This window comes from Polymorphospora sp. A560, assembly GCF_045781765.1.
In the GTDB taxonomy this organism is placed as follows: domain Bacteria; phylum Actinomycetota; class Actinomycetes; order Mycobacteriales; family Micromonosporaceae; genus Polymorphospora; species Polymorphospora lycopeni.
The window spans coordinates 2,814,143-2,839,155 of sequence record NZ_CP122282.1; the positions used below are offsets into that span (position 1 = coordinate 2,814,143).

Below are 25,013 nucleotides of genomic sequence, written 5' to 3' on the forward strand. Positions count from 1 at the left end.
GGAGGCTAGCCGAGCGGTCCGACAACTAGGCGGTCGACAAGCTGGGGGTTCGCCCCGGAACCGGGCGGCCCCGACGGCCGGCGGCGCGCGCCGGTGGCGGGCGGCCCGGGGGACAATGACGCCCGCGACGGGGCCGGTGGGACGCCGGCCGGCGCGACGACCGCCGGGCGGCCGGCGGCAGGGACGTGAGGCGGCGTGGTAGGCGTGACAGGACAGCGGCAGGAGTTGACGGCTGCCGGCCGCAGGGTGCACCGGCTGCTGGCCGCGCCGACCGTTGCGGGCCATGTGGCGCTGGCGTTCAGCCGGCCGTCGCGTCAGGTCGCGGTCAAGGCCTGGATCGTGGCGATGCGCCGCACGTTCGGGCGCGACACGACCCACGGCCGGGCCGAGAAGTACGTACGGGAGGTGCTGCACAGCCCGGGGAGATCCTTCCCTCCCTTCCGGGCACGACGACGGCCCGGACCGGACACGCCGTCCCGGCTCGTCGTGGCCGCCCTGGAGAACGGGGCGCCGGCCCTGTCGGCCTGGTCGGCGCTCGGCGGCGACCAGGGCTGGGCCGTCACGCTGCTGACCGGTCTCGCGCAGACCCGCTTCGCGGCCGGGGCCGGGTTGACGGAGCTGGTCCGCGCCGCCGAACTGAGGGTCGACCGCGAACGCCGCATAGCGGGGCACGGGTCGCGGCTGACGCCGGTCCCGGGCGCCCGGCCGGGTGCGCCGAGGACGGTGCTCGGCCAGGACCTCAGGGCCGGGGCGATGTTCGACCCGGCACGCCCGGGAGACCTCCCGAAGGAGCCGAGCGCCGAGGCCGCGGTGGCCTTCTGGAGAACGGCTGCCCTGGCCGCCCTGGACCGGCGGTTCGCGCCGGACCCGCCGGCGGAAGCCGTCGCGGTCTTTGCCCGCCGGGTCGCCGTACTGGCGACGGACCCCCGGCTCGACGAGGCCACCACGCTCGCCGTCGTACGGGCCGCGTTGGAAGCGCGGCCGGAGACACCCGCCGGGCTGAGCCCGGATCTGGTGCACCAGGCGATGGCGGTGGTGTTCGTCCAGGCGGCGGAGGATCTCGCCTGGTACGAGCGGGAGATCGACGACCTGCTGTGCGGCGTCGAGCGGGAGGTGGCGGGTCAGGGCTTCCGGTTGCTGCCGATGCCCTGAGACACGTCGGCCGGCCGGCGGTCACGACGCGCCGTGCCCGCCCCGGCCCGGCGCTGCTGGAAGATCCGTCCCCGGGCCGGGGCCGGGCGGTCGAAGTCGGAGCCGGCCTCACCACGACTTCGCGCGTCCAGCCGCTTCAGCGACGCCACCAGCACGAAGCTGACGCTGACCAGCAGCGCCCACGAGCCGAACTTCGACAGGTGCACCATCCGCCAGATGTCGCCCTGGTCCGGGTACTGCCAGGCGCCGAGGAACGTGGCGGCGTTCTCGGCCAGCCACAGGAACAGGCCGATGAGGACGAACGAGACCGAGAGCGGCATCCGGTAGCGCACCGTGCCGACCCGGTACGACACCGTGGTCCGCCACGTCGTCGCGACCAGTGCGAGCGCGCCGAGCAGGCGCAGGTCGGGCAGCCAGTGGTGGGTGAAGAAGTTGGCGTAGACGCCGGCCGCCGCGATCGAGGTCGGCACCGGCCGGTAGCCGGTGAGCGCCAGGTCGAGCCGACGCCAGGCCTGGCACATGTAGCTGCCGACGGCCGCGTACATGAAGCCGCTGTAGAGCGGCACACCTCCGATCTTGGTGTAGGCGTCCTCCGGGTACGCCCACGAGCCGGCCCGGACCTTGAACAGCTCCAGGGCCAGCCCGACGAGGTGGAACACCCCGATGACCAGCACCTCGCGGGTCGTCTCGACGCGGGCCAGCCACAGTACGGCGGTCAGCAGCAGGCAGCCGATCAGCAGCAGGTCGTACCGGGGGATCGGGGTGGTCCAGACCTCGGTGACGGCGAGCATCCCGAACAGCACGACGGCGAAGACGCAGCTCAACGCCTGCTGTATCCCGAACCGCACCAACTGTCGCATCCGTCGTCCTCCGATCCGACGCTCCCGGACACCGGTCCGCGGCTTCCTGTCGCCTCCTCGACAATCGAGATCATGGCATCTGCCGGCGACTATGCTGCGCCTCATGGTGCGGGTAGGAGTGCTCGGCCCGCTACACGCGACGGTCGGTGGGACGGCGGTGGATCCGGGAGGTCCCCGGCAACGGGCGGTGCTGGCCCGGCTGGTCCGGGCCGGCGGCCACGTCGTCTCCACCGACCGGCTCATCGACGACCTGTGGCGCGGTGAGCCGCCGCCGAAGGCGCTCGCCGCGCTCCAGGTCTACGTGTCGCACCTGCGGCGGCTGCTGGAACCGGACCGGCCGCCACGTACCCCGGCCGGCGTCCTGGTCAGCGTCGCCCCCGGCTACGCGCTGCGTCTCGAACCGGACGACGTCGACGCCTGGCGGTTCGAATCCCTGCTCGCCGACGCCGGCCAGGCCCGGGCCGAGCACCGGCCGGACCGGGTCGAGGAACTGGTCGACGCCGCGCTCGGGCTGTGGACCGGACCGGCGTACGCCGAGTTCGTCGACGACCCGTGGGCGGCCGGCGAGGCGAACCGGCTCGACGAGTTGCGGGCCGGCGCGGTCGAGTTGCGCGCGCAGGCGGCGCTGGACCGGGGACGGCACCTGCAGGTCGTGCCGGCCCTCGACGCGCACGTCCAGGAGCACCCGCTGCGCGAGGAGGGGGTCCGGCTGCTGGCCCTGGCCCTGTACCGGGCGGGCCGGCAGGGCGACGCGCTCGCGGTGCTGCGCCGCACCCGGCAGCGGCTCGTCGACGAGTTGGGGGTGGAACCCGGCCCGGCGCTACGCGCCCTGGAGACCGACGTCTTGGCGCAGGCACCGCATCTGGCCGGGCCGGCACCGGCCCTGCCACCGGCCGAGCCGCCGACCCGGGGCGGTGTGCCGGTCGGCCGTACGGTCGGGGAACTTGACGGGCGGGACGTCGAGTTGGCCGCGTTGCTGGCGGCCGGCGACCAGGCCGCCACCGGCGGGTTACGGGTCCGGTGGGTGGGCGGCGAGGCGGGGGCGGGCAAGACCGCGCTGGTCGAGGCGGTCGGTGACCGGCTCCGCGACCGCGGCTGGCAGGTGGCCGTCGGGCGGTGCCCCGAGGTGGAGGGCGGCGCCCCGCCGGCGTGGGCGTGGAGCGAGGTGGTGCGGGGGCTGAGCCGGCGCCATCCGATCGGCGACCGGCTGGCCGACCGGCTGGCGCCGCTGCTGGGCGACGGTCCGCCGGGCGGTGGCCAGTTCTGGCTGGCCCGTGCCGTCGGTGCCTACCTGGCCGAGGTCGCGGCGAAGGGACCGCTGCTGGTGCTGCTCGACGACGTGCACCGGGCCGACTGCGAGACGCTGCAGGTGCTACGGATGGTCGCCGCCGAGCGGACGGCTGTTCCGATGCTGGTGGTCGGCACCTACCGGCCGGCGGAGTTCCACGCCGACCTTGATGCCACGCTGGCGGCGCTGGCCGGGCCACGGTCCGACGTGCTGGACCTCGGGGGCCTGGACGAGGCGTCCGTCGGCCGGCTGCTGCGCCGCTACGTCGGTGCCGCCGTCGACCCGGAAACGGTACGGGCGGTGACCGAGCGCACCGGCGGCAATCCGTTGTTCGTCTGCGAGACCGCCCGGCTGATCGTCGCCGAGGGGCCGGCCGCCGCCGTGCAGGTGATCCCGTCGGGCATCCGTAACGTGCTGCGGCGGCGGATCTCGCGGCTGCCGGCGAGTGCGGTGACGGTGCTGCGTGGCGCGGCCGTGATCGGTCGGGACGTCGACGTGGACGTGTTGCTGGCGGCCGACCCGGCCGGCGAGGACACGGTGTTCGACGGCCTGGAGGCGGGCGTGCTGACCGGGCTGCTGGTCGAGCCGGCGCCGGGCCGGGTGCGGTTCACGCACGCGTTGATCCGGGACGCGCTCTACGAGGACACGCCCCGGTTGAGGCGGACCCGGATGCACGGCCGGGTGCTGTCTACATTGGAGCAACAGCGGCCGGACGACCTGGCCGCGCTCGCGTACCACGCGCTCGCCGCCGGGCCCACGGCCGTGGACCGGGCCGTCGGGTATGCCGCCGGGGCCGCGCGGCGGGCCGCCGGCATCAACGCCCACCTCGAGGCGGCGGAGCTGTGGACCGGGGCACTGGCCGCGCTGGACCAGGTCGCCGACGCGGACCCGGCGACCCGGGTCGACCTGTTGTGCGGGTTGGCGTCCGCGCAGTCCCGGTGCGCCGACTCGCGGGGGGCCCGCGCCACCCGGCAGCGGGCGGTGGCGGCGGCGCGCCCACTGGCCGACCCCGTCGTCACCGCCCGGGCCCTGGTGGCCATGGACGCCCCGGTGACCTGGACGATCCGCGAAGCCCGCGCGGTCGACGTCGAACTCGTGGCCACCATCGAGCGGACCCTGGCGGCCCTGCCCGCCCGATCCGACGTGCTACGTAGCCGACTGTTGAGCGCCCTGGTCTTCGAGATCGAGGGCGACGACCCGGACCGGGCCGACCAGGCGTCGACGGAGGCCCTGCGGCTGGCGCGGGCGGTCGGCGATCTGGCGGCGCTGTGCGTCGCGCTGAACGCGCGGTACTTCGTCGACCTGGCGCCCCGCCGGTTCCACCGGCTGCCGGCGCTCGGTGCCGAACTGCTCGAGGTCGCCCGTGCCGCCGGCCTGCCCGGCTACGAGTCCCAGGCGCACCACATCCTGTTCCAGGTCGCGCTGGACAACTGCGAACTGGCCGCCGCCGGCCGGCACGTCGACCAGGCGATCCGCTCCTCCACCCTCGGCCAGCTCGGCCCGACGCTCGCCGTGATGTCGCTGTTCGACGCGCTGCGGGCGCTGGTCGCCGGCGAGTTCGACGAGGCCGAACGCGGCTTCACCGAGACCGCCGAACGGCTCGACCGGGCCGGCGTACCGAACGCCCTCGCGGTCGGCGTGGCGGCGCGGTACTTCACCCGGCTCGCCGCCGGCCGGGTCGAGCAGTCGCTGCCGGAGCTGGCGCCCCTGTACGCCCAGGTCCCCCAGTACACCCACGACCTGATGGCCGGCGCGCTGCTCGCCGCCGGTCGGCCCGCCGAGGCCCGCGCGGTGTGGCGTCCGGACCTGCCGGTACGCGAGGACTACTACTGGCTGCTCTGGACGGGGCTCCGGGCACAGGTGGCGGTCGCCTTCGCGGACCGGGCCGTCGCCGACGACTGCTACACCGCGCTGCTGCCGTGGGCCGGCCGGCTGGCCGGGCTGTCCAGCGGCTCGGTCACCGGTGGGCCCGTCGACCACGCCCTCGGCGAGCTGGCGGTGCTGCTCGGCCGGCCGGAGCGGGCGGCCGAGCACTTCGCGGCGGCCGGTGAGCTGGCGACCCGGCTCGGCGCCGACCACTGGGCCGAGCAGGCCGCCACCGCCGCGGCCGCGATCGCCCCGGTCAGCCGAAGATGAGCCGTTCCCGGCGGCGGTAGCCGGGGCGCACCAGCGCGACCATGATCCGCAGACCCGGGCCGGCCATCCGGTACAGCTCGGCGAGTTCGTCCGGGGCCGCGAAGCGTTCCATCCGGGGCAGGTCGAACCGGATCTGGGAGCCCTTGCGGATCTGGTCCTCGACGGCGCGCCAGTCGGCGCCGGACACGTACCGGTCGATGATCGGGAAGATCGTCCGTTCCTCGTCCTCGATGTGCTCGTCGAGCAGGTCGCGCAGCGTGCCGAGCAGGGTGGCGAGCCGGCCGGCCGCCGCCCGGTCGCCCGGTGCCGCGGCCAGCGCCCGCGCCCCGGCCCGCACCTGGTCGAGCAGCGGGTCGAGGTGGGAGTGGTCGTCGGAGAGGGCGGTCAGGTCGACCTCGGCGCCGGCGCTGCGTTCCAGCACCGGCCACAGCAGCCGGTCCTCGTTGGCGTGGTGGTGGTGGATGCCGTCGCACAGCGTGTCGACGTATCCGGCGATGGCCCGCGCGCGGGCGGCGTCGCACGGGCTCGCGCCGCGGGCGACGCGTTCGACGGTGTCGGCGAGGCGGCGGGCGTCCCCGCGCATGGCGCGGTGGACGATCCGGAAGGCGACCAGGTTCGGGCGGTCGGCGGTCATGGGCTTGCTCCGGGTGTCGTACGGTCTCGGGTCACCCCTACGGTCCGGTGGCCGACTTAACCGGTGCTTGGTGCGGACTTGTGGACGGTGGCCCGGCCGGGTTCGTTCATCTGTCGGACGGTACGGCCGTCGCGGTACGGCATTCGGTCGGTCGCCGGACGGTATCGAAGCGGATCTCGACAGAAGTTCTCCACGCGCGGGCGGGCTTTCGGCACTTGTCCGAAGACCTGCCGCTCGCCCGTTCCCTACCGTTCGTGATCGAAGCGGGCCTTCGGTGGCCCGCCGGTCGTGCCCCCGTACGGCCGACCCGTCGCCCGTACGACGGTCCGCCGGCCGAACCAGCCGTCCCGGCGTCGACCCCCGCCGCCCGCGTTCGGTGTGTCCAGTATCAGGAAGGTGCTGTTGATGGCGAATAGATCCAGAGGGCCGATGTTCCGGCACAGAAAGGCGTTCACCGCGGTCGCCGCCGCGGCCGCGGCGGTCATGCTCGCGGGTCTCACCGCCGGGCCGGCGCAGGCCGACACGTCGGGCGGCGGGCCGTTCTCGGCGATCGACCCGCAGAACTGGCAGGACCAGGACGACATGACCTGGGACGACTACCAGCCCGTCCCGGGTATCGACTGGGGCGACCCGAGCCGGGAGCCGACCCAGCGCAAGCTGAAGATCGCCCTGGTCGCCGTCGACTACGCCGACCAGCCGTTCGTCATCACCCAGCGGCGCGGCAGCGACGCGTTCCGCAACCCGCAGATCAACCCGGTCGCGCGCGAGGACGTTCCGCAGTTCTACACGGACTTCTGGGGCACCCCGAACGAGATCAACCGTGGGCACACCGTCAACAAGTACTGGATGGAGCAGACCGGTGGCCGGGTCGGCGTGGAGTTCACGCCGTTCGGGCCGTACCGGATGCCGCGCAACCAGTTCGAGTACGGCCTCAACGACATCGGCCAGAACCAGTCCGGCTGCCCGTCGGGCTTCACCTGCAACGGCCGGTTCGAGACCGACGCCGACGCGCTGTGGCGCGCCGACGCCGGTGCGGACATCCGCTCGCAGTTCGACCTGGTCCTGCGCATCTACGCCGGCTACGACGAGACGTCGGTGTGGCAGGAGTTCGGCGAGATGATGTTCCAGAACAAGGAGGACGTCCCGGACGCGTGGGGCCCGCCGGACCCCAACCTGCCGAACTGGGTCGTCAGCCGCTACGTGCCGTGGACCTCGTGGAAGGCCGGCTCCCAGCAGTGGGGCTCGTCGAGCATGCGCCAGGGTGAGAGCTCCGGCACGATCACGCACGAGATCGCGCACACGTTCGGCATCGCCGACAACAACAACAACCCGTACGTCACGCCGTACCGGCGGGTCGGCTCGGGTCCGTGGGACCAGATGGACCGCGGTTCGTTCAACGGTCCGGGCGGCCCGCACGCCCGGTGGGTGGTGCCGGCGGCCCAGGGCGCGGCGATGCCGGCCGGGCAGACCCTGCGCAGCAAGCTGAAGCTGGGCCACATCGACGAGGACCAGGTCGTCCGGCTCTCCCGGGAGGCGCTGGCCACGACCGGTGTCGCGGTCATCGACGTCAAGGCCCGCACCGCGGTGCCCGGCGCGAAGGACGTCCAGGGCGTACGGATCAGCATGAACCGGGACAACACCCCGGCCTGTGACATGAACGCCGACCCGCTGTGCGCCGGCCAGTCGGTGTACGACCACTACACGCTGGAGACCATCCAGCGGATCGGTTCCGACTCGTTCACGCCGGACAACGGCGTCATGATCGCGAAGAACAAGACGGCCGAGAGCAACACCTGCGGCTACACCTGCTTCACCTGGGTGGTCGACGCGAACCCGCAGGACATCAACATGGTCGACTACTACAAGCCGGACGGCACCCCGGTCAAGCGGACGATCGCCGACTACCGGCAGCTCAACGACGCGCTGTTCAAGGCCGGCACCAACTCCGGCAGCGAGTACGAGTACGTCGACCAGGCCAACCGGCTGCACTTCTACGTCATCAACAAGAAGACCGACGCGGACGGCGTGCTGACGTACACCCTGGCGGTCCGCTCGCTCGACGGCGCCGGCAACAGCGTGCGCGGCGTGAAGGTCGGCAAGAACGCCACCGTCGCGGGCAACCCGACCAAGCGGGGCGCGACCTGCACCTTCGAGGTGACCAACACCGGCACGTACGTCGCCGGCGGCCAGGCGCACCCGGAGAACGTCAGCGCCTACCTGCAGTCGGACGTCTACCGGCTCTCGGCCCAGGTCATCGGCAAGGGCTGGCGGGTCGACATGCCGACCGAGGTCGTCACGGCGAAGTTCGGCAAGACGGTCAAGACCAAGGTCTGGGTGGGCGCCACCGACGCCGCGGTGTCGGCCGGCGTCGTGAAGCTCACCGCCACCTCGGAGAGCGACCCGACCAAGAAGGCGACGGCGAACTGCCGCGTCGAGAAGTAGGCACCACCAGCACCACGAAGGGCGCCCCCGGTTCCACCGGGGCGCCCTTTCGTTGATCGTCTTGCGGTTCGGGCGGCCGACACGCCGTCGGCGCGGCGCCTGAACCGCAGACGATCACCACGCGACCGGCGCGCGGCCGGCCGCCGTCCGGTCTACAGCCCGCCGGCCATGACCTCGCCCGCGCGCATCACCAGGCGCACCGTCTCCGGGTGCGACAGCACGGCCGCGTCGGCGAGCGGGTCGCCGTCGACGACGATCAGGTCGGCGTCGAAGCCGGGCTCGACCAGCCCCACCCGGTCGGCGATGCCGAACAGGTCGGCGTTGACGACGGTGGCCGACCGGATGACGTCGATCGGCTCCTGCGCCTTGGCCCGGATGCCGAACTCCCGGCTCTGGTGCACCTGGGCCGGGCCGAGCAGGTCGGTGCCGAACCCGATCCGTACGCCGGCGTCGGCGGCCAGGTTGACCGCGTCGAGGCCGGCGTCGATGACGTCGACGACCTTGCGCCGCTGGTTCTCCGGCATGCCCAGCTCTTCACCGAGTTCGAAGATCTTCTCGTACGCGACCAGCGTCGGCACCAGGAACGTCCGGTGCTGCGCCATCAGGGCGGCGGTGTCGGCGTCGATGAGGTTGCCGTGCTCGATCGAGCGGACCCCGGCGCGTACGGCGCGGGCCACCGAGTCGGCCGTGTAGGCGTGGGCGAGCACGTACGCCCGCCGGGCCCGGGCCTCCTCGACGGCGGCGGCCATCTCCGCCTCGGTGTACTGCAGGGTCCAGATCTCGTCGGTCGGGGACGAGATGCCGCCGGACGCCATGATCTTGATGTGGTCGGCGCCGCGCTTGAGTTCGTCGCGGGCCGCCTTGCGGACCTCGTCGACGCCGTCGGCGATGCGGGAGAACGGGCTGTGGTGGTGACCGGGGCAGCCGATGTCCGACGGCCACTCGTCGCCGTGCCCGCCGGTCTGCGACAGCGCGCGGCCGGAGACGAACATGCGGGGGCCGCGGATCAGGCCGAGTTCGACCGCCCGGGCCAGGCCGCGGTCGCTGCCGCAGGGGTCCCGTACGGTGGTGAAGCCCCGGGCCAGCGCGTCCTCCAGGGCCCGCCGGGCGTACTGGGAGAGCAGCGTCATCGGCCAGTCGAGCAGCGAGCCGATGTGCATCGAGGCGATCATCGGGTGGAAGTGGGCGTCGAGGAGGCCGGGCATGACGACCCGGTCGCCGACGTCGATCGTCTCGGCGCCCTCGGCGGTGGCGTTCGGGCCGATCTCGGTGATCCGGCCGTCGGTGAGGACGACGCGGCTGCCGCTGCGGTAGTCGCCCGTGGTCACGTCGAGGACCCGGGCGTTGATCAGAACGGTGGACGCCATGCGGCATCCTTTCCCCGCGATCTTGCACTTGTCGCCCGACAAAGTGCGCAAAAGGGGGAGATAACTGCAAGATCGCGGAACGGAGAGGGGTGGGGGAGAGGAGAAGGGGGGAGGGGGAAAAGCGGGGGGACTTAGGAGGGGCGGCCGGCCCACTCGCGGCGGACGCGGCCGATGTGCGTGCGCATCAGGTCTTCCAGATCGCTGGCCTTGCCGGCCTGGATCAGGTCGCACATCTGGACGTGTTCGAGAGCGTTACGGACCAGTTGTCCGGCTTCGGCCAGGCTGGCCAGCCCGTAGAGGCGGCTCTGCGACCGCAGGTCCTCCACGATCCGGACCAGCCGGTGGTTGCCACCGGCGCCCAGCAGGCGCCGGTGGAACTCGTGGTCGGCCCCGATGTACCGGATCAGGTCGCCCTCGGCCGCCGCCGCGACGATGTCGCCGGCCAGCGACTGCAACGTCGTCAGCAGCTCCGGGGTGATGTGCCCGCACGCCTCGCCGGCCGCCGGCGGTTCGAGCAGCTCCCGGATCCGGGTGATGTGGTCGAGGTCGGCCTCGGACACCGCCGTCACCTGGAAGCCCTTGTTCCGTACCGGATTGACCAGCCCCTGCTTGACGAGATCGAGCATGGCCTCGCGGACCGGGGTCGCCGAGACCCCGAACCGCTCGGCCAGGTCGGGCGCCGAATACAGCTCGCCCGGCTTCATCTCGCCCGACACGATCGCACCCCGAAGCGCGTCGGCCACTTTCTCGCGCAGGCTCATCCGCCGGGCGAAGGTCGGAAGAGTCAACTTTGAGGAGTCGGCCATCTGTGTCGTCTCTCGCTAGTCGTCGTGCGGCATGCGTGCCGGGCCGGAGAGCCCGCGGGACCGCTGGTTGCCAATCCTAGAGAAGGAAACCCTCCGGGAAGGGGTCCCTCGGGTCGAGGAAGTACTGCGCGGTTCCGGTGAGCCAGGCCCGGCCGGTGACGGTGGGCAGGATCGCGGGACGGTCGGCCACCGTCGTCTCGCCGATGATCCGGCCGATGAACCGGCTTCCGATCAGCGACTGGTTGACGAATTCGTCGCCGGGACCCAGTTCACCACGCGAGTGCAACTGTGCCATCCGGGCCGACGTGCCGGTGCCACAAGGCGACCGGTCGAACCAGCCCGGGTGGATCGCCATGGCGTGCCGGGAGTGCCGGGCGGTCGAACCGGCGGCGACCAGCTGCACGTGGTGGCAGACGTTGATCTCGGCGTTCTCCGGGTGGACCGGCCGGTCCTGCTCGTTGATGGCATCCATGATGGCCAGTCCGGCGGTGAGCAGTTCCTGCTGCTGCGCCGGATCGACCTTCAGCCCCAACTGCTCGGCTTCCAGGATCGCGTAGAAGTTCCCGCCGTACGCCAGGTCGTAGGTCACCGTGCCGAAGCCCGGCACGGTGACCTGAGCGTCCAGGCGGTCGGTGTACGACGGCACGTTGCGGATCGTCACCGACTCGGCGACGCCGTCGGTGGTGGCGACCTCGGCCACGACGAGCCCGGCCGGGGTGTCGAGCCGGATCGTGGTGACCGGCTCGGTCACCTCCACCATGCCGGTCTCCACCAGTACGGTCGCCACCCCGATCGTGCCGTGCCCGCACATCGGCAGGCACCCGGAGACCTCGATGTAGAGCACGCCCCAGTCGGCGTCCGGCCGCGTCGGCGGCTGGAGGATCGCGCCGCTCATCGCCGAGTGCCCACGCGGCTCGAACATCAGCAGCTTCCTGATGTTGTCGGCGTTGGCCAGGAACCACTGGCGGCGCTCGAACATCGTGGCGCCGGGCAGGGTGCCCACGCCGCCGGTGACGACCCTGGTCGGCATCCCCTCGGTGTGGGAGTCCACCGCGTGGAACACCCGCTTCGACCGCATCGGAACCTCTTTCCCCGCCGTGTCAGGCGTACTTGGCGGCGGCCCGCTCGGTGAGCTCGCGGATCTCCGCCTCGTCACGGGGCAGCAGCGGCTGGCGCGGCGGGCGGCACGGGCCACCGTACCGGCCGACGACGTCCATGGACAGCTTGATCGCCTGGACGAACTCGGTGTGGAAGTCCCACCGCAGCAACGCGTGCAGGTCGCGGTAGAGCGGCAGGGCCACCGACAGGTCGTGCCGCAGCGTCGCCTCGTACAGCTCGACGCAGGCGCGCGGGAAGGCGCTCGGGTAGCCGGAGACCCAGCCCTTGGCCCCGGCCAGCCCCACCTCGAGCACCGAGTCGTCGGAGCCGATCAGCACGTCGAGGCCGGGCGCCAGTTCGGTGATCTGGTAGGCCCGCCGGGCCTCGCCGGTGAACTCCTTGACGCCGACGATGAGGCCCTCGTTGTACAGCTCGGCGAGCAGTTCCGGCCGCAGGTCGATCTTCGTGTCGAGCGGGTTGTTGTACGCCGACACCGGCAGCCCGGCCTTGGCCACCTCGCGGTAGTGCTCGATCACCGCCCGGTCGTCGCCCCGGTAGGAGTTCGGCGGCAGCGCCATCACCACCTGCGCACCGGCCTCGGCGGCCTGCTCGGCCCAGGCGCGGGCCTCGCGGGCGCCGTACGCGCCGACGCCGGGCATGACGGTGAAGCCCTCCGGCGCGGCCTCGACCGCCACCTGGACCATCCGCGCCCGCTCCTCGTCGGTGAGGACCTGGTATTCACCCAGGGACCCGTTCGGGCACACCCCGTGGCAGCCGTTGTCGGCCAGCCATTTCACGTGCTCGGCGTAGCTGTCGTAGTCGACCGTCAGGTCGGCACGCAGCGGGGTCGGCGTCGCCACGAGGACGCCGTGCCAGGGCTTCCGGTCTTCCACGCTCGTCTCCTTCGGTGCAATGGTGTCATGTGCCGTCGGCCTCGTCGCCGACGTTCGTCGTACGGCGGGCCGGGCCCGCCCCGGCGGCCGGTCGGCCCGGGTGGGCCGGCCGTGCCGCCGTGTCTCAAATGGTCAGTGTCCCGTCGATCCGGCGCGGGATGCCGGTCGGGTTTCCGTCGCGCAGCTCGGCCGGCAGGAGGTCCGCCGGCGCGTCCTGGTAGCTGACCGGCCGCAGCCAGCGCCGGATCGCGGTGGCACCGACCGAGGTGTGTCCACTCAGGGTGGTCGAGGGGTACGGTCCACCGTGGTGGGTCGCCCAGGCGACCGCGAGGCCGGTGGGGAAGCCGCCGAAGAGCAGCCGGCCGGCGCGGCGGCGCACCACGTCGTGCAGCCGGTCGCGCAGCGCCGTCTCGTCGGCGGTGACGTGGAGGGTGGCGGTCAGTTGCCCGTCGAGCCGGCGCAGCGCGTCGACCAGCTCGTCGACGTTGTCGTAGCCGATCACCAGGGCGGTGGGGCCGAAGCACTCCTCCAGCAGGTCCCCGGTGAGGTCGGCGGCGGCGACGGTGAACAGTGCCGGGCTGGCCTCGTCGGGTCCGGCGGTCGCGCCCTCGCCCAGCAGGGTCAGCCGGGCGTCGTCACGGCGCCGGCCGGTCTCGCGGACGTACGCGTCCTTGATCGCGCTGTTCAGCGGGCGGCCGGGGCCGGTGGTGGCGATGGCGTCGGCGACCGCCGCGCGCAGCTTGTCGCCGTCCGGGCCGGCGGGCACGAAGAGCAGGCCCGGCTTGGTGCAGAGCTGGCCGAGGCTGCCGGTGACCGAGGTGACGTAGCCGGTGGCGATGCCGGTCGGGTCGGCGGCCGCGGCGCCGGGCGAGACGACGAGCGGGTTGAGGCTGCCGAGTTCGCCGTAGAAGGGGATCGGCCGGGGGCGGGCGGCGGCGAGGTCGGCCAGGGCCCGGCCGCCGGCGATCGAGCCGGTGAAGCCGACCGCGGTGACGTCCGGGTGGTTGACCAGGTCGACGCCGGCCTGGTGGCCCTCGACGAGGCCGATCACCCCGGCGGGCAGCCCGGCCGACTCGACCGCGGCGCGGATGACCTCGTACGACCGGCGGCTGGTCTCCGGGTGCGACGGGTGGGCCTTGACCACGACCGGGCAGCCGGCGGCCAGGGCGGAGGCGGTGTCGCCGCCGGCGACGCTGAACGCGAACGGGAAGTTGCTGGCGCCGAAGACACCGACCGGTCCGAGCGGGATCAGCATCCGGCGCAGGTCGGGGCGGCGGCCCAGGGGAGTGTCACCGGCCGGGTCGATGGTCGCCTCGACGTACGAGCCCTCGCGCAGCACGGTGCCGAACAGCCGGAACTGGTAGGCGGCCCGTCCCACCTCGCCTTCGAGCCGGGCGGTGGCCAGGCCGGTCTCCCGCTCGGCGACGGGGACGAGGTCGGCCCGGGCGGCCTCGAGGCGGTCGGCGATCGCGTCGAGCACCTCGGCCCGGCCGGTGCGGCCGTGCCGTTCCCACGCCTCGAAGGCGTCGTCGGCGGCGCGGACGGTGCGGTCGACGTCAGGCATGGCGGTCCTCTCGGTGGTGACGGCCAAGTGGGAGATTTCGGGCCGGGTCAGGATCAGTGCCTGACATTCGGCCCCAGTACGACATTACCATAATCGGTGACATGTAAAATGTCACTGACGTCACTGACAGAAATTGCCTGGCCACGGTCAGGTTCCCGGCTCCTGGGACAGCAGACCCAACGTGATCGGTACGGCGACCGGCCGCTCCGCGGCCGAACCCGGATTGGCCGGTCGGCCGCACTGCGCCGCCACCAGGCACGCCGTGGCGTAACCGCAGACCCGGCCCTGGCACCAGCCCATCCCGGCCCGGCTCAGCAGCTTCGCCGACCGCGCGTCGGTGGCACCCAGCTCGTCGGTCGCCTCGCGCAACCGCCCCGCGGACACCTCCTCGCAGCGGCACACCAGCGTCTCGTCGGTCAGCCACTCCCGCCAGCCGTCGCGTACCGGATGGGTGTGGTGCATCGCGGCCGCGAACGCCCGCAACCGGCTCCGCTGCCCGGCCAGCCGGCGCGGCACCCCACCGTCGCCCGCCGCCCGGCCGGTCGCCTCCCCGGCCGCGGCCCGGCCGGCGACGGCACCCTCGACGGTGGCCAGCGCGGCCCCGCCGACCCCGCACGCCTCCCCGGCGACGTACACGCCGGGCACCGACGACCGCTGCGCCGCGTCGACCTCCACCACCACCGACCCGTCGACGTCGACCCGGGTGGCACACCCGACCGCCAACGGCAGCTCCAGTTGCGGCGTGAAGCCCCAGCCGACCGCGACCGCGTCACAGTCGACCCGCCGCCGCGAACCGGCGACCACCCGCCAGTCCCGGTCGAGGCGGGCCACGGTCACCGCCGTCACCCGGTCCGTGCCGTGCGCCGCGACGATCGCGTGCCGCGACCGGTACGGCACCCGGTACCGGGCCAGGGCCGCCGTGTAACCCGCCCCCTCGGTCAGCTTGCCGGCCACCGGCAGCACCGCCGGAAGCCGGCGCACCCAGCCCAGCGGCGAGTTCGCCTCGAACACCCCGGCGACCTTCGCACCGCGTGCCGCCAGCCCCGACGCCACCGGAAGCAGGAACGGCCCCGTCCCGCCCACCACGACCCGCCGGCCGGCGAGGACCTGGTTGCCCTTGAGCAGCGCCTGCGCCCCGCCCGCCGTGTAGACGCCGGGCAGGTCCCAGCCGGGAAACGGCAACTGCCGGTCGTACGCGCCCGGGGCCAGGACCAGCGTCGCCGCCGCGATCTCGACCTCGGTGCCGCCCGCCACCGCCCGTACGACGAAACCGGCGGTCACCTTCTCGATCGTCCACACCTGATGGCCGAAGAACGTGGTCGCCGCGTCGGTCGCCCGCACCTGGGCCCGGAACGTCCGCAGCCCGTGGTGCAGGTCGGCGACCGCGTCGAGGTCGCCGGCCGGATGCCGCCAGTACTGCCCACCCGGCTGCCCGGCCCCGTCGACCACGGCGACCCGGGCCCCGGCGGCGACCGCCGCCGTCACCGCGGCCAGCCCGCCCGGGCCGGCCCCGACGACCGCGACGTCAAACCGCGAGCTGGTCACGGCCACCACCCTCCTGGGTACGGACCGCCATCCCCGGCTGCGCCGGGACCAGACAGGCCCGCTGGTTCGGTACGCCGTCGATGGTGATCAGGCAGTCGAAACAGACCCCGATGCCGCAGAAGACGCCCCGGGGACGGCCCTCGACCCGGGTGGTGCGCCAGGACCGGATTCCGGCCCCGACCAGGGCGGCACCGACGGTCTGCCCGGCGGTGAAACCGACCCGCCGGTCGTCAAAGGTGAAGTCCTCGCGTTGCTCGGTCATGCGGCACCTCGCTTCGCTCGGCGGCCGCATGACCGCGGGCTGAGCCGGTCGATTCCCTCGCGTTGCTCGGTCATGCGAACCGCTCCGGTCGGAAGGGGGTCAGGTCGAGTTCGGTGTCCCGGCCGGTCAGCACCTGCGACAGCAGCAGCCCGGTCGCCGCGGACAGGCCGATACCGGCCCCCTCGTGGCCACAGGCGTGCAGCAGCCCCGGCGCCCGCGGGTCCGGGCCGATGACCGGCAGGTGGTCGGGGCAGTACGGCCGGAAACCGCGGTAGGCCCGCATCACCGACACCCCGGCCAGCACCGGGAACAGCCCGATCGCCTTCGCGGCCACCGCCCGCAGGGCCGGCACCGACAGGGTGCGGTCGTAGCCGACCCGTTCCCGGCTCGACCCGATCAGCACCGGCCCGGCCGGCGTCCCCTCGACCACCGGCGACGTCTGGAGATCGGCGTCACCGCTGGCGACGTCGGAGACGTACTCGGCGGCGTAGACCTTGTGTCGCACGATGCGCGGCAGCGGCTCGGTCACCAGGATGAAGCCGCGCCGGGGCAGCACCGGCAGGTCGATCCCGGCCAGCCGGGCGATCTCGCCGCCCCAGGTGCCGGCCGCGTTGATCACGGCGCCGGCGGCGAGGTCGCCGTCGCAGGTGCGTACGCCGGTCACCCGGTCGCCGTCGCGCAGCAGGCCGCGCACCTCGACCCCGGACCGCAGTCGCGCGCCCTCGGCCCGCGCGGCGCGCAGCAGCCGGGCGGCGGCCAGCGCCGGCTGGACCTGGGCGTCCTGCGGGTAGTACGCGCCACCGGCCAGCGCCGGGTTCAGGTGCGGCTCGTAGTCGGACAGCCCGTCCGGCCCGATCATCGTGACCTCGACGCCGGCGCCGCGCTGGTCGTCGGCGAGCGTCCCCAACTGGTCCAGGGTCTCCGCCGCCGACGCGACGACCACGCCGCCCTTCGGCTCGTACTCGAAGCCGCCGACCTGTTCGCCCAGGTCGCGCCAGAGGCCGGAGGAGAGCTGGGCGAGCCGCAGCTCCGCGCCGGGCGGCTTGTCCGAGACCAGGATGTTGCCCTCGCCGGCCCCGGTCGTGCCGCCGGCGACCGGGCCCCGGTCGACGACGGTGACCCGCAGCCCGGCCCTGGTGGCGTACCAGGCGCAGGCGGCGCCGACCACGCCGGCACCGATCACCAGCACGTCAGGGGCGGTCATCGCACACCTCCGTCGGAGGCCGGCCCGACCGCGTCCAGCCGGACCAGCAGGGCCTGCTCGGGGGCGAGCACCGGCGGGTGCAGCCCGACCGTGCCGAGCACCCGCCCGCCCACCTCGACCGGGCCGGAGCCGTACCACACCGGGTCGATCCGGCCGGTCGTCGCCGGCCGGCCGAACTCGGGCAGGACGGTGACCCGGTAGACCCGGTCGGGGTCCAGGCCGGGCATCCGCCACGGTGCCGGTACGGCGTCGACCGACGTGGCGAGCTGCACGTAGGCGAAGACGGCGGTGGCCCGGTCCGGGGCGACGACGCCGTGCACCCAGGCGGCCGGGTCGGGGTGGTCGCCGCGGACGACGGTGCCGCCGTGCAGCACCGGCCGCAGGTCCTTGTAGCCGGCGATCGCGGTCCGCAGCGCGGCCCGTTCGTCGGCCGTCGCGGTCGTGACGTCCCACTCCAGGCCGAAGTGCCCGAAGACGGCGGTCGCCACCCGGAACGACAGGTCGTGGGTGCGGGCGGTGGTGTGCGAGCGCGGCGGGCCGACGTGCGCGCCGACCAGTTCGGGCGGCACGAACAGGCCGGTCCAGCGCTGGATCGCCTGCCGCTCCAGGGCGTCGTTGCAGTCGCTGGCCCACACCCGGGCGGTGTGCTCCAGCACCTCCAGGTCGATCCGGGCGCCGCCGGACGAGCAGCTCTCGATCTCCACGTGCGGGTGCCGGCGGCGCAGTTCGGCCAGCAGCCGGTAGACCGCGCGGGTCTGCTCGCGTACGGCGGCGCGGCCGTGGTGGCCGGCGTCGACCAGGTCCCGGTTGTGGTCCCACTTCAGGTACGCGATCCGGTACGTGCGCAGCAGGTCGTCGAGCCGTTCCAGCAGGTACGCGTACGCGTCCGGGTGGGACACGTCGAGCACCTGCTGGCGGCGGCCGGGTGGCGGCAGCACCCCGTCGGCGGGGCGCAGCACCCACTCCGGGTGGGCCCGGAAGAGCGCCGAGTCCGGGTTGACCATCTCCGGTTCGACCCACAGGCCGAACTCCATGCCGAGGCCGGTGACGTGGTCGACCAGCGGGTGCAGGGTGTCCGGCCACACGTCCGGGTCGACGTACCAGTCACCGAGGCCGGCACTGGAGGTGCGGCGGCCGGTGAACCAGCCGTCGTCGAGCACGAACCGTTCCACGCCCAGGTCGGCCGCCACGTCGGCGAGTCCGCGCAGCCGGTCGGCGTCGTGGTCGAAGTAGACCGCCTCCCAGGTGTTGAGCACCACCGGGCGCGGGGTGTCCGGGTGCCCCGGCCGGGACCGCAGCCAGCCGTGGAAGGCGGCCCCGATCCCGTCCAGGCCGGCGCCGCTGTACGCCGCGTACAGCCACGGCGACTCGTACGGCTCCCCGGGTGCGAGGATCACCTCGCCGCTGAGCAGCAGTTCACCGCCGCCCAGCGTGGACCGCCGCTCGGGCAGCCGCTGGGCGTACGTCACGTGGTTGCCGCTCCAGGCCACGTGCACCGCCCACACCTCGCCGTGCCGGTGGCCGAAGCCGCGGGTGCCGGCGACCAGCCCGATCGTGGCGTCGTGTCCGGTCCGGCCGCGCCGGTTCTCCCGTACCCAGGCACCGTGGTCGAACGCCCGGCGCTGCGGGTGGCGTTCGCGGGCCCAGCGTCCGGTGAAGTCGAGCAGTTCGTCGGCGTGTGCCGGCACCGGCACCGCCACCTCGAGCGCGTCCACCGTGTACGGCGTGCCGCCGGTGTTGGTGACGGTGTGCCGGAGCCGGGCCAGGCCGGACGGGGCCAGCTCGACGTGCGTGACGAGTTCGAGCCCGGTGCGTTCGTCCAGCGCGGTGAAGGTGGCGGCGTCCGCCGTCACGCTCGTCGCGGTCAGCGTGAACGCCGACGACCAGGCGGTGCCGGCCCGGTGGCCGCGCAGCCCGGGCCGGCCCATGTGGCCGGTGCCGGCCTCGGGCAGGACCGCCACCGGCACCGCCGGGTCCGGGGTGTTGATCGCCGACGGCTCGTCGGGTCGCCGGGCGACGTACGCCGCGTCGGCGTCGCCGAGTTCCGGCCCCCAGTGCCTGATCTCCGGCAGTCCGGGGCCGGCCGCGTCGATGACGAGACTGACCCCGGGGCGGTGCAGATGGACGGTGCCGGATGTGTGCTCAGAGGGCATTCGGCCGTCTTCCGGTAGCCAGGTTCGCGGCCTCCACCGGCTCCTCGATCTCGTCCGGCTGCTCGGCGACCTTGACCGGCGCCGGGTCGGCGGCGGCGCCGTCGGTCCGCGGCTGGATCCGGCCGGCCTCGATGTCCTCGGCGAAGTGGCAGGCGACCTTGTGCCCGGAGGCGAGTTCGCGCAGCACCGGCCGCTCGTCGTCGCAGCGGCTGGCCTGCCGCCACGGGCACCGGGTGTGGAAGCGGCAGCCGCTGGGCGGGTTGGCCGGCGACGGCAGGTCGCCGTGCAGCAGGATGCGCTTGCGGGCCACCTCGACCGACGGGTCCGGCACCGGGACGGCGCTCATCAGCGACCGGGTGTACGGGTGCATGGGCGTACGGTAGAGGGTCTCCGACGACGCCTGCTCGATGATCGTGCCCAGGTACATGACGGCGACGGTGTCGCTGATGTGCCGGACCACCGCCAGGTCGTGCGCGATGACCAGGTAGGTCAGCGAGAACCGCTCCTGCAGTTCCTTGAGCAGGTTGATCACCTGGGCCTGGATCGACACGTCGAGCGCGGAGACCGGCTCGTCGGCGATGACCAGCTGCGGGTTCAGCACCAGGGCGCGGGCGATGCCGAGCCGCTGCCGCTGGCCGCCGGAGAACTCGTGCGGGTAGCGGTTGACCACCGACGACGGCAGGCCGACCACGTCGAGCAGTTCGCGGATCCGCTTGGCGTGCCCGGCCGCGCCACCGGGCATCTTGTGCGCCCGCAGCGGTTCGGTGAGCAGCGACTCGACGTTCTGCCGCGGGTTGAGGCTGGCCATCGGGTCCTGGAAGACCATCTGGAAGGTGCGCCGCAGCGATCGCAGCGGGCGCTCCTTCAGCGCCAGCAGGTCCTGGCCGTCGAGGGTGACCGAGCCGCTGGTCGGCTCGGTCAGCCGCATGATGGCCCGGCCGAGCGTGGACTTGCCGCAGCCGGACTCGCCGACCAGGCCGAACGTCTTTCCGGCGTCGACGTCGAGGTCCACGCCGTCGACGGCCTTGACCGCACCGGTGGTCCGCTGGAAGAGCGTGCCCGCCTTGATCGGGAAGTGCACCTTGAGGTCGCGTACCTCGAGCAGGCTCACCGGACACCGCCTTTCGCCTTGCTGACGCTGGTGGAGGAGGCCGCGACGTTGACCGGCCGGATGCAGCGGGCCCGGTGCGGCGAGGTCACCGACACGTCGGTCACCGCGGGCGGGCCGGCCAGGCAGGCGTCGACCGCCCGGTCGCAGCGGGGTTGGAACGCGCAGCCGCGGTCCCAGGGAACCAGGTCGCGTACCGAGCCGCGGATGGTGTGCAGGGCGGCGCCGCGGTCGTCGTCCATGCGGGGGATGGAGCGCAGCAGGCCGTCGGTGTACGGGTGCGACGGCCGCCCGAAGAGGTTGGTGGCGGTCGCCGACTCGACGACCCGGCCGGCGTACATGACGTGCACCTCGTCGCACAGGCCGGCGACGACGCCCAGGTCGTGCGTGATCATGATCAGGCCGCAGCCGCTCTCGCTGACGAGGTCGCGCAGCAGGTCGAGGATCTGCGCCTGGATGGTCACGTCGAGGGCGGTGGTCGGCTCGTCGGCGATCAGCAGCCTGGGCCGGCAGGCGATCGCGATGGCGATCATGACGCGCTGGCGCATGCCGCCGGACAACTGGTGCGGGTACTCGCCGAGACGGCGGGCCGGATCGGGGATGCCGACCCGGCGCAACAGCGACTCGGCCTCCCGGCGGGCGTCCACCTTGGACGCCTGCGAGTGCCGGGTGATCACCTCGGTGAGCTGGCGGCCCACGGTGATCACCGGGTTCAGGGACGTCATCGGGTCCTGGAAGATCATCGCGACCTCGCTGCCCCGTACGTCGCGCATCTGGCGCGGAGTGAGGGCGGTCAGGTCCCGGTCGCCGAGGCGTACCTGGCCGGTGACCTTGACGCCGCGGCGGGGGAGGAGGCCCATGATCGCCAGCGAGGTCACCGACTTGCCGGAGCCGGACTCGCCGACGATGCCGACCGACTGGCCGGCGGCCACGTCGAGGGTGAGCCCGTCGACGGCCCGCACCGGTGGGTGACCGGACCGCTGGAACGTCACGGTCAGGTCGCGTACCTGGAGGAAACTCATCGGGTCACCGCCGCATCTTCGGGTCGAGGGCTTCCCGCAGCGACTCGCCGACCAGGGTGAAGCCGAGCGCGGCCAGGACGATCGCCAGGCCGGGGTAGAACGCCAGCATCGGGGCGGCGGCGAGGGTGCTCTGCGCGTCGTTGAGCATCCGGCCCCACTCGGGGGTGGACGGGTCGCTGCCGGACAGGCCGAGGAACGCCAGGCCGGCCGCCTCCACGATCGCCAGGGCCAGGGTCAGGGTGCCCTGGACCAGGATCGGGGTGAACGAGTTCGGCAGCACGTGCCGGAAGACGATGCCCGCCCGGGAGATGCCCAGCGACTTCGCCGCGAGCACGTAGTCGGCGGTGCGTTGGCCGAGCATCTCGCCGCGCAACAGACGGGCGAAGATCGGGACGTTGACCACCGCGATGGCGATCATCACCGAGGTCAGGCTCTGGCCGAGCATCGCGGCGACCGCGATGGCGAACAGCAGGCCGGGTACGGAGAGCATGATGTCGACGAACCGCATGACGACCGTGTCGACCCAGCCGCCGAACGCGCCGGCCAGCAGGCCCAGGAAGACCCCGGCGGTGGCGCCGAGGGTCAGCGACACCACACCGATCAGCAGCGACTGCCGGGCGCCGTGGACGAGCCGGGAGAACACGTCGCGGCCCAGCGGGTCGATGCCCAGCCAGTGTTCGGCCGACGGTCCGGGGTAGACGCCGGGGCGGACCTCGGACAGCCAGGAGTTGTCCTTCGGCGAGTACGGGGCGATCCACGGCGCCAGGATCGCGACCGTCACGAAGATCGCGATCAGGACCAGGCCGACGATCGCCATCGGGTTGCGGAAGAACCGGCGGGCGGCCTCGCCGCGCAGGCCCCGGGCCGGCGGGCGGGAGTCGGTGTCCGGCTTCCCGGCTTCGAGTGGTGCCTTTCCGACCGGGACGGAACCGGCTTCGGTAACGCTCATGAAACCCTCACCCGCGGATCGAGCAGGCCGTACACCAGGTCGACGATCATGTTGACCACGACGTAGATGACGGCGATGACCAGGATGAATCCCTGGATGGTCGGGAAGTCGCGTTCGACGATGCCGTCGGCCATGAACTTGCCGACGCCGGCGAACGCGAACACCGTCTCGGTCAGCACCGCGCCGGCGAGCAGCACACCCAGTTGCAGACCGATGACCGTGGTCACCGGCAGCATCGAGTTGCGCAGTACGTGGCGGCGGGTGATCGTGCCGGCGAGCAGGCCCTTGGCCTCGGCGGTGCGTACGTAGTCCTCGTTGAGGACGTTGAGCACCGAGGCGCGGGTCATCCGGACGATCACCGCGAGCGGGATCGACGCCAGTGCCAGGGCCGGCAGGATCAGGTGTGTGATCGCGTCCCAGCTGGCGCCGAGGTCACCGGTGATTATCCCGTCCAGGACGTAGAAGCCGGTGGGATGCTCGGTCCGAGCCCGGGCGTCGGCCCGGCCGGCGGTCGGCAGCCAGCCGAGCTGCACCGCGAAGACGAACTTGAGCAGGTAGGCGAGAAAGAAGATCGGTACGGTCACGCCCAGCAGCGACCCGGAGACGACCACGTGGTCGACCCAGGTGCCGTGCCGGCGGGCGGCCAGGTAGCCGAGCGGGATGCCGATCGCGACCGCGATCAGCAGCGCGCAGAGGGCGAGTTCGATCGTCGCCGGGAACCGGCGCATCATCTCGTCGACGACCGGCTGGCCGGTCTGGAGTGACGCGCCGAAGTCGAGCCGGACCGCCCGCCACAGGAACTGCAGGTACTGCTCCCACAGCGGGCGGTCCAGGCCGAGCTGCACCTCGATGTCCCTGACTGCCTCCGGCGTCGCCCGTTGCCCGAGCAGAGCCTGAGCGGGACCACCCGGCAGGGCGCGTACCCACGCGAACAGCAGGATCGAGAGCCCGAGCAGGATCGGGACGAGTTGGATCAGTCGTCGGAAGACGAAGCGCAGCACGTCGGTTCAGCTCCCGAGGTCGATGAGCTTGAAGTACTCCAGGCTCACGGGAGACGGGGTGTAGCCGGTGACGTCCTTGGCCAGGGCGAGCAGCGGCTGGTTGTGCACGAACGGCACACCGGGGATGTACTCGAACAGGAGCTGGTTGACTTCCTCGTACAGCGCCTGGCGGGCGGCCTGGTCGGTCTCGGCCAGCGCCTGGTTGAGCTTGCCCTGGATGTTCGGCTCGTTCAGGGCGAACTGCGGGTTGTTCTCGCGGAAGAAGGTACCCACGAAGTTGTCCGGGTCGGCGTAGTCACCGCTCCAGCCCAGCAGGAACAGCTGGCCCAGGTTGTCGCTCTGGATGTTCTGCAGGTAGTCCGGGGTCCACGGCACCGTCTTGGGGACGATGGTGAAGCCCACCTTCTCCAGGTCGGCCGCGAAGGACTCGTAGACCGCCTGCGGGTTCGGCATGTACGGCCGGGAGACGTTGGCCGGGTACCAGAACTCCAGCGTCAGGTTGGTCTCGCCGGACTCGGCGATGAGCTGCTTCGCCTTCTCCTCGCTGTACTCGTAGCCGGTGATGGTGCTGTTGTAGCCCCACTGCGACGGCGGCAGGAACTGGTTGGCCACCTCGGCGCCCTGCGGGTACTGGGCGTCCAGCAGACCCTGGCGGTTGAGCGCGTGCGCGATCGCCTGCCGGATCTTCTGGTTCTTCAGCAGCGGGATGTTGTTGTTGAAGCCGACGTAACCGACGTTGAACGCCGGCCGGGAGACGACCTGGGCGGCCGATTCCACGGCGGCGACGTCGGCGGCCGCGACACCCTCGTACGCGTCGATCTCACCGGCCTGGAGGGCCTGGAGACGGGCGGTGGCGTCGGCGATCGGCCGGAAGATAATCTCGTCCAGCTTCGGCCGGCCCTCGTGGTACTCCTCGTTCGCCTCGAGGACGAGGCGGTCGCCGCGCTCCCAGCTCACGAACTTGAACGGGCCGGTGCCGGCGACGGTCGTGGAGCCGAAGCCGCCGCTGTAGGAGATCGAGTCACCCTGGACGGTGACGTCGGTGCCACCGTCGGTGATCGCCTTCGGGCTGGCGATCGAGAAGGCGGGCAGGACCAGGCCGGCGAGCAGCGCCGACGACGGCTGGGCCAGGTTCAGCGTGACCGTCGTGTCGTTGGTGGCCTCGCACGACTTGTACCGGCTGGTCTCCGGGACCGAGTCGTTGTCCTTGGTGGCGAAGCCACCGAAGATCGTCTGCCAGTAGTACGAGATGTCGCCGTTCTGCTGGGCGCCCTTGAAGTTGTACCAGCGGTCGAAGTTGAAGCAGACCGCCGCCGCGTTGAACGCCTCGCCGTCGTGGAACTTGACGTTCGGCTTCAGGTTGAAGGTGTAGGCGAGGCCGTCGTCGCTGATCGTCCAGTCGGTGGCCAGCGAGGGGACGACCTCGGTGCCGCCCGGCTCGAGGGCGACCAGGGTCTCGTAGATCTGGAAGATCGCCCGGAAGGACTCACCGTCGGACACGTAGGCCGCGTCGAGGGTCTTGGGGTCGT

General features: G+C 72.7%; 19 protein-coding genes. 3 read left to right on the forward strand and 16 right to left on the reverse strand.

Translation table 11 applies throughout. The features are described from left to right. Nucleotides 1-204 precede the first annotated feature (204 nt). Nucleotides 205-1,152 carry a hypothetical protein gene (locus QCD66_RS12760; RefSeq protein ID WP_364217584.1) on the forward strand — a complete coding sequence of 316 codons (948 nt, stop codon included), beginning with the start codon at nucleotides 205-207 and terminating at the stop codon, nucleotides 1,150-1,152. On the opposite strand, the gene QCD66_RS12765 is transcribed toward QCD66_RS12760, so the two are convergent. Continuing rightward, the gene (locus QCD66_RS12765) at nucleotides 1,122-2,012 is read right to left on the reverse strand and encodes a DUF817 domain-containing protein (protein WP_364217585.1); all 891 of its coding nucleotides are present in this window, start codon (nucleotides 2,010-2,012) and stop codon (nucleotides 1,122-1,124) included. The two genes, QCD66_RS12760 and QCD66_RS12765, sit on opposite strands and share 31 nt — an antisense overlap. 103 nt (nucleotides 2,013-2,115) lie before the next feature. On the opposite strand from QCD66_RS12765, the gene QCD66_RS12770 reads away from it, so the two are divergent. After that, the gene (locus QCD66_RS12770; protein WP_375733432.1) at nucleotides 2,116-5,436 is read left to right on the forward strand and encodes a BTAD domain-containing putative transcriptional regulator; all 3,321 of its coding nucleotides are present in this window, start codon (nucleotides 2,116-2,118) and stop codon (nucleotides 5,434-5,436) included. Here the strand turns inward: QCD66_RS12770 and QCD66_RS12775 are convergent. Then, nucleotides 5,423-6,070: a hemerythrin domain-containing protein gene (locus tag QCD66_RS12775; RefSeq protein ID WP_375733431.1), complete on the reverse strand. Its 648-nt coding sequence runs from the start codon at nucleotides 6,068-6,070 to the stop codon at nucleotides 5,423-5,425. The genes QCD66_RS12770 and QCD66_RS12775 overlap by 14 nt on opposite strands. 429 nt (nucleotides 6,071-6,499) lie before the next feature. Between QCD66_RS12775 and QCD66_RS12780 the strand changes: the two genes are divergently transcribed. Then, complete coding sequence (locus QCD66_RS12780) at nucleotides 6,500-8,512, forward strand: peptidase M6 (RefSeq protein WP_407567135.1); 2,013 nt, start codon at nucleotides 6,500-6,502, stop codon at nucleotides 8,510-8,512. Between the two features lie 152 nt (nucleotides 8,513-8,664). On the opposite strand, the gene QCD66_RS12785 is transcribed toward QCD66_RS12780, so the two are convergent. From QCD66_RS12785 to QCD66_RS12850, 14 genes are all read right to left on the reverse strand, one after another. Next, complete coding sequence (locus QCD66_RS12785) at nucleotides 8,665-9,879, reverse strand: amidohydrolase family protein (RefSeq protein WP_357534686.1); 1,215 nt, start codon at nucleotides 9,877-9,879, stop codon at nucleotides 8,665-8,667. Between the two features lie 131 nt (nucleotides 9,880-10,010). Then, on the reverse strand, nucleotides 10,011-10,667 hold the full coding sequence (locus tag QCD66_RS12790; RefSeq protein ID WP_407567136.1) for a GntR family transcriptional regulator: 657 nt from the start codon (nucleotides 10,665-10,667) through the stop codon (nucleotides 10,011-10,013). 94 nt (nucleotides 10,668-10,761) lie between these two features. Next, nucleotides 10,762-11,763, reverse strand: coding sequence for a 4-hydroxyproline epimerase (locus QCD66_RS12795; RefSeq protein WP_375733428.1), 1,002 nt, complete (start codon nucleotides 11,761-11,763; stop codon nucleotides 10,762-10,764). Nucleotides 11,764-11,785: 22 nt separating this feature from the next. Continuing rightward, nucleotides 11,786-12,676 carry a dihydrodipicolinate synthase family protein gene (locus QCD66_RS12800; RefSeq protein ID WP_357534690.1) on the reverse strand — a complete coding sequence of 297 codons (891 nt, stop codon included), beginning with the start codon at nucleotides 12,674-12,676 and terminating at the stop codon, nucleotides 11,786-11,788. A gap of 124 nt (nucleotides 12,677-12,800) precedes the next feature. Next, the gene (locus QCD66_RS12805) at nucleotides 12,801-14,267 is read right to left on the reverse strand and encodes an aldehyde dehydrogenase (NADP(+)) (protein ID WP_375733427.1); all 1,467 of its coding nucleotides are present in this window, start codon (nucleotides 14,265-14,267) and stop codon (nucleotides 12,801-12,803) included. Nucleotides 14,268-14,387: 120 nt separating this feature from the next. Further along, nucleotides 14,388-15,785 carry an NAD(P)/FAD-dependent oxidoreductase gene (locus QCD66_RS12810; protein ID WP_407567137.1) on the reverse strand — a complete coding sequence of 466 codons (1,398 nt, stop codon included), beginning with the start codon at nucleotides 15,783-15,785 and terminating at the stop codon, nucleotides 14,388-14,390. Continuing rightward, nucleotides 15,766-16,047, reverse strand: a complete 282-nt coding sequence (locus QCD66_RS12815) for a (2Fe-2S)-binding protein (protein ID WP_364217600.1) — start codon at nucleotides 16,045-16,047, stop codon at nucleotides 15,766-15,768. Before QCD66_RS12815 ends, QCD66_RS12810 begins: the two co-directional genes overlap by 20 nt. Nucleotides 16,048-16,117: 70 nt before the next feature. After that, nucleotides 16,118-17,251, reverse strand: a complete 1,134-nt coding sequence (locus tag QCD66_RS12820; protein WP_375736049.1) for an NAD(P)/FAD-dependent oxidoreductase — start codon at nucleotides 17,249-17,251, stop codon at nucleotides 16,118-16,120. Further along, nucleotides 17,248-19,404 carry an alpha-galactosidase gene (locus QCD66_RS12825; protein ID WP_375736050.1) on the reverse strand — a complete coding sequence of 719 codons (2,157 nt, stop codon included), beginning with the start codon at nucleotides 19,402-19,404 and terminating at the stop codon, nucleotides 17,248-17,250. The genes QCD66_RS12820 and QCD66_RS12825 overlap by 4 nt, the downstream gene beginning before the upstream one ends. Continuing rightward, a complete protein-coding gene (locus QCD66_RS12830; protein WP_364217606.1) occupies nucleotides 19,394-20,515 on the reverse strand; it encodes an oligopeptide/dipeptide ABC transporter ATP-binding protein in 1,122 nt (373 codons plus the stop codon). The genes QCD66_RS12825 and QCD66_RS12830 overlap by 11 nt, the downstream gene beginning before the upstream one ends. Beyond that, on the reverse strand, nucleotides 20,512-21,534 hold the full coding sequence (locus QCD66_RS12835; protein ID WP_364217608.1) for an ABC transporter ATP-binding protein: 1,023 nt from the start codon (nucleotides 21,532-21,534) through the stop codon (nucleotides 20,512-20,514). Before QCD66_RS12835 ends, QCD66_RS12830 begins: the two co-directional genes overlap by 4 nt. 4 nt (nucleotides 21,535-21,538) lie before the next feature. After that, on the reverse strand, nucleotides 21,539-22,483 hold the full coding sequence (locus QCD66_RS12840) for an ABC transporter permease (RefSeq protein ID WP_364217610.1): 945 nt from the start codon (nucleotides 22,481-22,483) through the stop codon (nucleotides 21,539-21,541). Further along, on the reverse strand, nucleotides 22,480-23,484 hold the full coding sequence (locus QCD66_RS12845) for an ABC transporter permease (RefSeq protein ID WP_364217612.1): 1,005 nt from the start codon (nucleotides 23,482-23,484) through the stop codon (nucleotides 22,480-22,482). The genes QCD66_RS12840 and QCD66_RS12845 overlap by 4 nt, the downstream gene beginning before the upstream one ends. A 6-nt stretch (nucleotides 23,485-23,490) precedes the next feature. Next, nucleotides 23,491-24,984, reverse strand: a complete 1,494-nt coding sequence (locus tag QCD66_RS12850) for an ABC transporter substrate-binding protein (protein ID WP_375736051.1) — start codon at nucleotides 24,982-24,984, stop codon at nucleotides 23,491-23,493. Nucleotides 24,985-25,013: the final 29 nt, after the last annotated feature.

Coding starts and splice junctions, on each gene's coding strand:
- QCD66_RS12775 (WP_375733431.1), bottom strand. CDS start 6,070: ATGACCGCCGACCGCCCGAACCTGGTCGCCTTCCGGATCGTCCACCGC.
- QCD66_RS12825 (WP_375736050.1), bottom strand. CDS start 19,404: ATGCCCTCTGAGCACACATCCGGCACCGTCCATCTGCACCGCCCCGGG.
- QCD66_RS12840 (WP_364217610.1), bottom strand. CDS start 22,483: ATGAGCGTTACCGAAGCCGGTTCCGTCCCGGTCGGAAAGGCACCACTC.
- QCD66_RS12815 (WP_364217600.1), bottom strand. CDS start 16,047: ATGACCGAGCAACGCGAGGACTTCACCTTTGACGACCGGCGGGTCGGT.
- QCD66_RS12785 (WP_357534686.1), bottom strand. CDS start 9,879: ATGGCGTCCACCGTTCTGATCAACGCCCGGGTCCTCGACGTGACCACG.
- QCD66_RS12820 (WP_375736049.1), bottom strand. CDS start 17,251: ATGACCGCCCCTGACGTGCTGGTGATCGGTGCCGGCGTGGTCGGCGCC.
- QCD66_RS12835 (WP_364217608.1), bottom strand. CDS start 21,534: ATGAGTTTCCTCCAGGTACGCGACCTGACCGTGACGTTCCAGCGGTCC.
- QCD66_RS12765 (WP_364217585.1), bottom strand. CDS start 2,012: ATGCGACAGTTGGTGCGGTTCGGGATACAGCAGGCGTTGAGCTGCGTC.
- QCD66_RS12795 (WP_375733428.1), bottom strand. CDS start 11,763: ATGCGGTCGAAGCGGGTGTTCCACGCGGTGGACTCCCACACCGAGGGG.
- QCD66_RS12770 (WP_375733432.1), top strand. CDS start 2,116: ATGGTGCGGGTAGGAGTGCTCGGCCCGCTACACGCGACGGTCGGTGGG.
- QCD66_RS12780 (WP_407567135.1), top strand. CDS start 6,500: ATGTTCCGGCACAGAAAGGCGTTCACCGCGGTCGCCGCCGCGGCCGCG.